12 protein-coding genes and 1 pseudogene are annotated in these 9,288 nt (G+C 75.0%); 3 read left to right on the forward strand and 10 right to left on the reverse strand.

The genetic code is table 11. From position 1 onward, the window contains the following. The 3 genes and pseudogenes from GTW08_RS27050 to GTW08_RS27060 all read right to left on the reverse strand — a co-directional run. Window positions 1-232, reverse strand: a pseudogene (locus tag GTW08_RS27050) (lactate utilization protein C); the annotation flags it as partial. Then, window positions 229-1,785 (reverse strand): lactate utilization protein B, encoded by a 1,557-nt coding sequence (locus tag GTW08_RS27055; RefSeq protein WP_073574523.1) that lies wholly within the window; start codon window positions 1,783-1,785, stop codon window positions 229-231. The gene GTW08_RS27055 and the pseudogene GTW08_RS27050, both read right to left, overlap by 4 nt. Next, window positions 1,782-2,609, reverse strand: coding sequence for a (Fe-S)-binding protein (locus GTW08_RS27060; protein WP_167379045.1), 828 nt, complete (start codon window positions 2,607-2,609; stop codon window positions 1,782-1,784). Before GTW08_RS27060 ends, GTW08_RS27055 begins: the two co-directional genes overlap by 4 nt. 86 nt (window positions 2,610-2,695) lie before the next feature. Here GTW08_RS27060 and GTW08_RS27065 point away from each other — a divergent pair, with 86 nt between their 5' ends. Beyond that, the gene (locus GTW08_RS27065; protein ID WP_304580049.1) at window positions 2,696-3,391 is read left to right on the forward strand and encodes a FadR/GntR family transcriptional regulator; all 696 of its coding nucleotides are present in this window, start codon (window positions 2,696-2,698) and stop codon (window positions 3,389-3,391) included. A gap of 10 nt (window positions 3,392-3,401) precedes the next feature. After that, the gene (locus GTW08_RS27070) at window positions 3,402-4,058 is read left to right on the forward strand and encodes a maleylpyruvate isomerase family mycothiol-dependent enzyme (RefSeq protein WP_202417753.1); all 657 of its coding nucleotides are present in this window, start codon (window positions 3,402-3,404) and stop codon (window positions 4,056-4,058) included. A gap of 254 nt (window positions 4,059-4,312) precedes the next feature. On the opposite strand, the gene GTW08_RS27075 is transcribed toward GTW08_RS27070, so the two are convergent. From GTW08_RS27075 to GTW08_RS27100, 6 genes are read right to left on the reverse strand one after another with little or no spacing between them, the layout of a single operon-like run. Continuing rightward, window positions 4,313-4,822, reverse strand: coding sequence for a gamma carbonic anhydrase family protein (locus GTW08_RS27075; RefSeq protein WP_073574525.1), 510 nt, complete (start codon window positions 4,820-4,822; stop codon window positions 4,313-4,315). A gap of 4 nt (window positions 4,823-4,826) precedes the next feature. Next, window positions 4,827-5,342: an O-acetyl-ADP-ribose deacetylase gene (locus GTW08_RS27080; protein ID WP_073574526.1), complete on the reverse strand. Its 516-nt coding sequence runs from the start codon at window positions 5,340-5,342 to the stop codon at window positions 4,827-4,829. After that, entirely contained in the window at window positions 5,339-6,112 is a 774-nt protein-coding gene (locus GTW08_RS27085) for a 5-formyltetrahydrofolate cyclo-ligase (RefSeq protein ID WP_083658137.1), read from the reverse strand. Before GTW08_RS27085 ends, GTW08_RS27080 begins: the two co-directional genes overlap by 4 nt. 25 nt (window positions 6,113-6,137) lie before the next feature. Beyond that, the gene (locus GTW08_RS27090; protein WP_073574527.1) at window positions 6,138-6,392 is read right to left on the reverse strand and encodes a DUF7218 family protein; all 255 of its coding nucleotides are present in this window, start codon (window positions 6,390-6,392) and stop codon (window positions 6,138-6,140) included. Between the two features lie 9 nt (window positions 6,393-6,401). Further along, window positions 6,402-6,887, reverse strand: a complete 486-nt coding sequence (locus GTW08_RS27095) for an NUDIX domain-containing protein (RefSeq protein WP_073574528.1) — start codon at window positions 6,885-6,887, stop codon at window positions 6,402-6,404. Window positions 6,888-6,894: 7 nt separating this feature from the next. Next, window positions 6,895-7,485, reverse strand: coding sequence for a GNAT family N-acetyltransferase (locus GTW08_RS27100; RefSeq protein ID WP_073574529.1), 591 nt, complete (start codon window positions 7,483-7,485; stop codon window positions 6,895-6,897). Window positions 7,486-7,649: 164 nt separating this feature from the next. On the opposite strand from GTW08_RS27100, the gene GTW08_RS27105 reads away from it, so the two are divergent. Next, window positions 7,650-8,477, forward strand: a complete 828-nt coding sequence (locus tag GTW08_RS27105) for a DedA family protein (RefSeq protein WP_073574530.1) — start codon at window positions 7,650-7,652, stop codon at window positions 8,475-8,477. Window positions 8,478-8,501: 24 nt separating this feature from the next. Here GTW08_RS27105 and GTW08_RS27110 read toward each other — a convergent pair. Next, on the reverse strand, window positions 8,502-9,288 hold a 787-nt coding region (locus tag GTW08_RS27110; RefSeq protein ID WP_161152704.1), incomplete at its 5' end, for an ATP-binding domain-containing protein.

The following is a 9,288-nucleotide window of genomic DNA, read 5'->3' on the forward strand; positions in this document are numbered from 1 at the left end:
ACCGGCCGGCCAGGGCACCGGCGACCCGCGCCGCCGCGGTGCCCGGGTCCGCCCGCTCGACGACGGCGCGGTAGTCCGCGACCCGCTCGTCGAACAGGTCGACGACCTGCGCGTGCGGCAGCGACCGGTCGGGGACCGGCCGGACCACCTCGACGTCGAGCACCGGCTCGACGTCGGGCACGTCGGTCAGGGCCCGCCGGGCCTTCGCCAGGATCGCCTCGCGCGCGCTCATGCCCCGTCCCCGTTCCTGCGCCCGCCGTCGGTGTCGTCGCTCCGGCTCCGCCCGCCGTCGGTGTTGTCGCTCCGGCTCCGCCCGCCGTCGGTCCTGGTCCACCACTCCCGGAAGGACTCGGCCGCCGGTACCGGCACGTCGCGCGAGTCGGACCAGGCGCTCGCCGGGCCGGGGACCGCACCGAGGATGCTGCGCCCACCGGGCGCGGTGCGGCCCAGCCGTCCGGCCAGCTTCCCGCCGATCCCGGCGACGCGTTCGGCCGCGCCGGTGCGCGCGGCCGAGGACAGCGTCCACGACGCCGCCTTCATCGCGACGTCCTGCACCGACGGCACGCGGCTCGCCTTCCGGTGGGCGTCGACCACCTCGGCGCGCAGGTGCACCAGCACCTCGGGGATGTCGATGCGGACCGGGCAGACCTCGAAACACGCCCCGCACAGGCTGGACGCGAACGGCAGCGAGTCGGTCTGCGGGTCGGTGCCCACCCCCCGCAGCTGCGGGGTGAGGATCGCGCCGATCGGGCCCGGGTAGACCGAGCCGTAGGCGTGCCCGCCGGTGCGCTCGTAGACCGGGCACACGTTCAGACAGGCCGAGCAGCGGATGCAGCGCAGCGCCTGCCGCCCGGTCGGGTCGGCGAGCACGTCGGTGCGGCCGTTGTCCAGCAGAACCACGTGCACCTCCTGCGGCCCGTCGCCGGGGGTGACCCCGGTCCAGGTGGAGGTGTAGGGGTTCATCCGCTCCCCGGTCGAGGACCGGGGGAGCAGCTGCAGCATCACGTCCAGGTCCTGGAAGGTCGGCAGGACCTTCTCGATCCCGACCACCGACACCAGCACCTCGGGCAGGGTCAGGCACATCCGGCCGTTGCCCTCGGACTCGACGACGGTGAGCGTCCCGGTCTCGGCGACGGCGAAGTTCGCCCCCGAGACCGCCACCTTCGCCCGCAGGAACTTCTCCCGCAGGTGCTCCCGGGCCGCGGCGGCCAGGCGCGCCGGTTCGTCGGTCAGGTCCGCCGGGGCGGCGCGCCCGGCGCGGCCCATCTCGCGCAGGAAGATCTCCCGGATCTCCGCGCGGTTGCGGTGGATCGCCGGGACCAGGATGTGGCTGGGCAGGTCGTCCCCGAGCTGCACGATCAGCTCGGCGAGGTCGGTCTCCCAGGCGTGGATGCCCGCGGCCTCCAGCGCTGAGTTCAGGTCGATCTCCTGGGTGGCCATCGACTTGACCTTGACGACCTCGTCGGTGCCGTGCCGCCGCGCGATGTCGACGACGACCGCGTTCGCCTCGGCCGCGTCGCGCGCCCAGTGCACGGTGGTGCCGGCCGCCGTCAGCGACCGTTCCAGCTGCTCCAGGTAGTCGGGCAGGTGCCGCAGCACCCGGTTCTTGATGGCCTCACCGGCCAGGCGCAGCTGCTCCCAGTCGTCGACCTCGCCGACGACGTTGCCGCGCTTGGTGCGGATGGTGGACGTGGCGTGGGCCAGGTTGCGGCGCAGCTGGGAGTCCTCCAGTGCGGCGCGCGCCGCCGCCGGGAACGCCGGTGTGCCGAGGAACGTGCCGCTCATCGGACCGCCTCCGTCGTCGCGTCCGGGACCGCGCTGCCGACGCTCGTCGGGTCCGCGGCCCGCTCGGTGCGCCGCTCGACCACGGGCTCGGTCTGCGCCAGCACCTCGGCCAGGTGCATGACCCGCATCCCCGACCGCTGCCGCGACAGCAGCCCGCCCACGTGCATCAGGCACGAGTTGTCCCCGGCGACGAGCACCTCCGCGCCGGTCGAACGGACGTGGCGGGCCTTGTCGTTGCCCATCGCGATCGAGGTCTCGGAATTCTTCACCGCGAACGTCCCGCCGAACCCGCAGCACTCGCCCGAGCCCGGCAGGTCGAGCAGGGTCAGCCCGCGGACCGCGCGCAGCAGCCGGGTCGGCCGGTCGCCGACCCCCAGCATCCGCAGCGAGTGGCAGGTCGGGTGGTAGGTGACGCGGTGCGGGAAGTAGGCCCCGACGTCGACGACGCCGAGGACGTCGACCAGGTACTCGCTCAGCTCGTACACCGGCGGTGCGGACTCGACGCCGCGGACCAGGCCCGGGTCTCCGGAGCGGCGCGCGACCAGGCCGTGCTGGTGGCGCACCGAGCCCGCGCACGACCCGGACGGCGCGAGGATCGCGTCGTACCCGGCGAAGGCGTCGAGGTGGTTGCGGACGAGCGGGACGGCCTCGTCGAGGTAGCCGGTGTTGACCATCGGCTGCCCGCAGCAGGTCTGCGCGGCGGGGAACTCGACGTCGACGCCGAGCCGGCGCAGCAGGGACACGACGGCCCTGCCGGTGTCCGGGAACAGGGCGTCGTTGAGACACGTGACCATGAGGCCGACGCGGGGCCGGGGGATCGGCATGGCGCCTCCGGTGAAGTGGTGGGACGGAGGGTGTGGTCCGACCAAGGTAGCGGTATGGTCGGACCACACACAAGCAGGAGGACGACGTGCGTGTTCCCGCCGCCCACGAGATGGTGCTCGCCCACGTCGAGGAGCGCCTGACGAGTGGCGAGTGGCGCCCGGGGGACCGGCTGCCGCCGGAGCGCGAGCTCGCCGCGACGCTGGGCGCGTCCCGCCAGGCGGTCCGCGAGGCACTGCGGGTGCTGCAGGCCCAGGGCGTGATCCGCTCGCAGGTGGGCACCGGCGCGGACTCCGGGACGGTCGTCGTGCCGGCCCCGGCGCGGGCACTCGGCCGGGTGCTGGCCCTGCACCTGGCGGTCGACTCGTTCCCGGTGGACGACGTCACCGAGGCCCGGGTCATGTTCGAGCGGTTCTCCGCCGGGCTGGCCGCGCGCCGGCGCTCGGCGTCGGACCTGCTGGAGTGGACGGCCGCGCTGGAGGTCATGGACGACGACCTCGACCCGGCCGCCTTCAGCGACGCCGACATCGCCTTCCACGTCGCGATCGCCGCGGCGGCCGGGAACCGCCTGGTGGGGGAGCTGACCCGGGCGATCCGGGAGTCGGTGCGCGGGATGCTGCTCGACGCGATGCAGACCCAGGGGGACTGGCCCGCGCTGCGCGAGCGGCTGCGGGCCGAGCATCGGGAGATCCACGCGGCGCTCGCCGACGGCGACGAGACGCTGGCCGCGGACCGGATCGAGGCGCACATCCGCGCCTTCCACGGCCGGGTCGGACCTGCCTAGGCTCACCGCCGTGACCACCTCCGACCTGCCCGACGCCGCCGTCGTCGCGGTGTCCGCCCGGTACCGTCGCGAGTTCGCCGACCTCGTCTCCTCACTCGACGCCGCGCAGCTCGCGGCGCCGAGCCTGTGCGCCGGGTGGGACGTGCGGACCGTCGCCGGGCACCTGGTGTCCGCGCTGACCACGACGGTGCCGTCGTTCCTGGTCCAGGTGCTGCGGGCGCGCGGGAACGTGGACCGGGCGGTCGACCGGGCCGCGCGGCGGGACGCCGCCCGCCCGGTCGAGGAGCTGGTCGCGGTCCTGCGCGACCGTGCCGACAGCTCCTTCGCCCCGCCCGGCATCGGTGCGCGGGGCCCGATGACCGACGCGATCGTGCACACCGCCGACGTCACCGTCCCGCTCGGGCTGCCGTTCGACCCCGACCCCGTCGACGTGCGCATCGCGCTCGACTTCGTGGTCGGGACGGTCCCGCTCGGGTTCACCACCCGGTGCCGGCCGGCGGGCCTGCGGTTCGTCGCCGACGACGCCGGGTTCGCGCGGGGCGAGGGCGCGGAGGTCCGGGGACACGGCGTCGACGTCCTGCTGGCCGCCTGCGGACGCCCGGCCGTGCTGGACCGGCTGACGGGGGACGGCGTCGCTACGCTCGCCGCCCGGCTGACCGGGCGCTGACGCCGCAGTCCTCCGGTCATCCCGCATCCGTCGCCCCGGTCGACGCGTCGCTCCGTTCACGCGTCGCTCCCGCGGCCGGTCCAGGCGCCGGTCCCGCGTCCCGTTCATGTGCGCCGAACCGGAGAACGCGCGCTCGATCGGGCGCGCGTTCTCCGGCCCGGCGAGCGGACCGGTGTGCGGGGCCGCGAGTGGCCCGGCGGGCCGGTGACCGGGGGACCGGATCGTGTGGGGCCGGGGCACCGGCGACCGGTGGGTCAGGCGTTCGCGTCGCGGTACAGGCCCAGCAGGTGGACGTAGGCGGCGGCCGACAGCGGGATCGAGTTCCGTTCGGCCTCGCCGAGCTCGCGACGCACCTTCCCCGGGACCCCGGCGACCAGCGACCCGGGCGGCACCACCGTGCCCTGGGTGAGCACCGCACCCGCGGCGATCAGCGACCCGGCGCCGACGTGCACCCCGTTCATGAGTACCGCGCCCATGCCGATCAACACGTCGTCCTCCACGGTGCAGCCGTGCACGACCGCGCGGTGGCCGATGGTGACGCCGTCGCCGATCGTCGCCGGGAAGCCGGGGTCGGCGTGCAGGACGGAGCCGTCCTGGACGTTCGTGCGGGCGCCGAGGGTGATCGGTGCGAGGTCGGCCCGGACCACGCACGTGTACCAGATCCCGGTCTCCGGACCGACGCTCACCTCGCCGGCGAGCACGGCGCCTGGCGCCACCCAGGCCTGCTCGTGGACCTGCGGGGTGTGGCCGTTCACGGTGATCATGGGGTCAGCCTAGGGCGGTCTCGAACGCGGCGAGGACGTCGTCGCTGAACAGGACGAACCGGACCTCGGCCACCGCGGTGCCCGTCGCGGCGACCTCCCGGACGGTGGCGACCGCGATCCGGGCGGCGTCGTCGAGCGGCCACCCGTAGATCCCGGCCGAGACGGCGGGGAACGCGACGGTCCGGGCGCCGAGGGAGTCGGCGACCCGCAGCGACTCGCGGTAGGCGCTCGCCAGCAGCGCCGAGCGGTCCTCCCGCTTCGCGTACACCGGCCCGACGGTGTGGATCACCCAGCGGGCGGGCAGGTCGCCGGCGGTCGTCGCGACGGCGTGGCCGGTGGGGAGCCCGTCGGGCAGGTCGCCGGCGCGCAGCCGCTCGCACTCGGCGAGGATCGCGGGCCCGCCGCGCCGGTGGATGGCGCCGTCGACGCCTCCCCCACCACGCAGACCGGAGTTGGCGGCGTTGACGACGGCATCGACCCGGGCCTCGGTGATGTCCCCGCGCTCGCAGGCGATCCTCATGTGCGTGCCTCCTCGCGCAGCCGTCCCAGCAGCGGGATGGCCGCGATCTTGTCCTCGGTGAGCGAGTCCCAGACGATGCCGCCGTCCGGGCGGGACCGCCGGTGCTCGCGGCAGTCGACCACTCGGTCCGGGGTGACGACCAGGTCCACCGGGGCGTCGTGCGAGGCCCACGGGATCACCCCGGCGTCGCGTAGCTGCAGCTCGTGGACCGTGGTGACGACCAGCGTGTCGTCGGAGATCAGTCCGGCCTCGCGGGCCAGTGCGAACTCCAGGTCGGCGAACCCGCCGCCCTTGCCCAGCCGCGCCCCGTCGGCGCCGACCGCGACGCAGCCGGTGACGACGAGGTCGACCGGCTCCAGGTCCGCGACGGCGACCCGGCGCGCCGACCGGGTGGCGTTCTTGATCGACACCGCCAGGCGCGGCGGGTCGGCGAGATCGTCCGGGTCGAGCAGGAAGAACGGGTCGGCCTCGGCCAGCTTCGGGACGGCCATGTAGACGGTCTTACCGTCCTCCAGCGCGTACCGGCGCACCGGGAGCTGCGCGGAGTCCGGGTTGGACTTCACGGTGCGGCCGGCCCGCCACACGTCGAGCTCGCGCAGCCGGCGCGCCGCGGCCTCGGCCCCGACGAAGTTCGAGATCCGGTTGCGCGCCCCGGGGAACCGCGCGGCCTTCTGCTCGGTCAGCGCGGTCCACACCTCGTCGCGCAGCTCGGCCTTGCGGGCGAGGGTCCCGGGGTCGCCCCCGGCGTCGTGGTCGTGGCGGCGGCTCATGCCCGCGACCCTGCCAGGCCGCCGGTCAGTGCTTCCGCAGGGCCTCGATCAGCTCGTCCTTGGTCATGTCCGAGCGGCCCTCGATGCCGACCTTCTGCGCCTGGGCGTAGAGCTCGTCCTTGGTCTGGTTCTCGTAGTCTCCGTGCTCGCCGCCCCGCTTGCCGACGGTGTCGCGTCCCTCGGCGGCCGCGGCGTTCGCGATCCGCGCGGACTTCTCCTTGGAGTTGCCCTCCTCGCGGAGGCGCTCGTACATCTCGTCGTCCTTGATGCTGCTCGCCATGGCGGTCGACTACCCGCCGAGCAGCTCGGCCAACCTGTCCAGCAGCGGCACCTGCCCCTTCACGATCTTCTCCCGGGCGGTGGTGAGGTCGAACCACGCCGCGCGGTCCAGCTCGGGGAAGCGGAGGGTGCGCCCGGAGCGGGGCGGCCACTCCAGCTCGACCCAGCTGCCGTCGTCGGGACGGTCGGCGACGGCGTCGGCGCCGGTGAAGCCGGACCCGTCCAGCGCGAAGGCGGTGACGGTCTTGCGGGACTGGCGGACCGTGCCGAGCCCGACCGGCTCGCCGTCGGGCGGCGGGGCGCCGATCTCCTCGGTGAACTCGCGGCGGGCGGCGTCGAGCGGGTTCTCATCGGGGCCGTGCTCGCCCTTGGGCATCGACCAGGCATGGTCGTCCTTGCGGGCCCAGAACGGCCCACCCATGTGGCCGAGCAGCACCTCAGGGCCGCCCGGCCCGGCCCGGTGCAGCAGGAGTCCGGCGCTGGTCACGGGAGGCACGCGGGGATCATCCCAGACGGGCTGGCCGGTCGAGCCGGTGCACGTGGGCCAGCGGAGGGTCGGCCGGGTTGTCCGGGGGCAGCTCGCCGGTCGCGACCCGGCGGAAACCGGCCTTCTCCAGCGCCCGGCACGACGCGCGGTTGCCCGCCGCGACCGGGACGACCACCGCCGTCGCCTCCGGGTAACGCTCCCAGCCCTCGGCGACGGCGGCGGCGATGATCCGCGGGCCCAGCCCGCGCCCGGTCAGCTCCACCGGCCCGATGAGGTAGTCGACGGTCAGCGCACCGTCCGGGATCGTCAGGATCGGCGCGATCGCGGCGACCTCCTCGGGGTAGTCGTGCCAGCGGGCGCGCTGGACGAGCCCGACCGGGACACCACCGAGCTCGGCGACGAGGTCCTCGCCCGGTTCCTCCCCGCGCAGCCCCGCCCCGAAGTCGCGTTCGAGCGCCTCGTCGGTGGTCTCGTGGAACCACCACCGGTGCACGTGCGGCGCGGCCAGCCAGCGCCGCAGGAGGGCCAGGTCGGCCCGCACCAACGGGCGCAGGGTGACGGGGGCGTCGAGCGACGGCCCGTCGGCCGGTGTGACGGACGGCGGCACGGGCGCGAGCGTAGCCGCGCCGCGGCCCGCCGCCGAGCGGTGTCCTCCTCCGCCCGGACGAGGACGGGGACGGTGGGCATCTCGTCCTCGCTGCGGATCTGGCCGTACCCCGGCCCGCCTAGGGTCGTGTTCCGATGGAACGCCATCGGACGAGGGGGACGACGATGACGAGCGACCACACCCGGCGGGCCGCACCGACGGGGGACGGCGGGTCCGCCGCGGACCACGGGGACGGATCCGCCCCGGCCGACCCCGGAGCGGCTCCCGCACGGACCCGGTGGTGGCGGCGCGACTACAGCCCGGAGGAGATCGAGGCGGGCAAGCAGGCCTGGCGCGACGCGATGCCGTGGGACCACCCGATGTCGCGCGGCGACAAGGTGCTCGTCTTCTCCACGCTCGGCCTGCTCGTGTTCATGCTGGTGACGATGCCGCTGCGGCCGTTCCTGCTGGCGTCGCACCCGGTGTGGCTCGCCGCGGTCACCGGCAGCCTCTCCGCGGTCGGCGCGGGCGCGGCGTTCGCCCGGATCGGCGAGGCGGACCTGTGGGTCGTCATCACCGCCGGGGTGTTCGGAATGATCAAGTTCGACTGGCTGTTCTGGCTGGCCGGGCGCCGGTGGGGCGAGAAGATCGTCGCGCTGTGGGCGCCCGGTGACCTCGCGAAGCGGTTCGTCGGCCGGATCCGCAGCTGGCCGCGGTGGGCGATGCCGATCGCCGTCGTCGCGGCCGCGCTGCCCGGCATCCCGGCCGCCGCGGTGTTCGCGGTCGCCGGACTGGGGAGGATGCGGCTCGCGACGTTCCTGCTCTTCGACGCGATCGGCGCCGCGCTGATCACCGGGCTCGTCGCCGGGCTCGGGTTCGGCCTCGGGCAGGACGCCGTCGACGTGGTGCTCGCCGTCGACAAGTACGCGTTGTGGATCAGCCTGGCGCTGGTCGTGTTCGTGTCGGTCCAGGCGAGCCGCAGGCAGAAGCAGCAGGCCCCGCCCGCCGCGTGACGGTGCCCACGCCGGCTCGGGACATCAGGTCCCGAGCCGCTGCTGCAGGCCGCTCGCGCGGCCGGCCGGGCGGCCGATCGCGGCGCGTACCGCCTCCTCGGTGCCGATGATCCGCACGGACTCCTTGGCCCGGGTGACGGCGGTGTAGAGCAGCTCGCGGGTCATCAGGGGCGAGTCCGCGGGCGGCAGCACCACGGTGATCCGCTTGAACTGGCTGCCCTGGCTGCGGTGCACCGTCATCGCGTGGACGGTGCCGACGCCGCCGAGGCGTGCCGGTTCGAATGCGACAGGAGCGTTGTCCCTGGCGAACACCGCGCGGCGCCCCGACGCGGTCCGGACCACGACGCCGGTGTCACCGTTGAACAGGCCCAGGTCGTAGTCGTTCGTGGTGACCAGCAGCGGGCGGCCCGGGTACCAGGGGGCCTCGGCGGCGAAGCCGGGGCGCTCGGTCTCGATCCATCGCTCGATCTCCGCGGTCCACCGGGTCACCCCGTGCGGGCCGCGGCGGTGCGCGCAGAGGACGCGATGGTCGTCGAGCACCCGCAACGCCTGCTCGGCGTCCCCGGCCTCGGCGGCCCCGATCACGTCCACCGCGGCCCGGGTCACGTCCTGGCGGAACGTGTCCAGCCGGCGCGGCTCGAGCTCGGCCGCGTCGCCGTCGACGAAGGACAGGTCGGCCGCGCCGCGGCGCAGCAGCGCGACGGCGGCGTCGGGATCGTCGCCCTGCACGGCCGCCGCGAAGTCCGCGATCGTGCCGTCGAAGCGCCAGTTGCGCTCCAGCCGCACCACCCCGTTGCGCACCACGACGGGC

It is taken from the genome of Pseudonocardia sp. SID8383, assembly GCF_009864975.1.
Taxonomy (GTDB): domain Bacteria; phylum Actinomycetota; class Actinomycetes; order Mycobacteriales; family Pseudonocardiaceae; genus Pseudonocardia; species Pseudonocardia alni.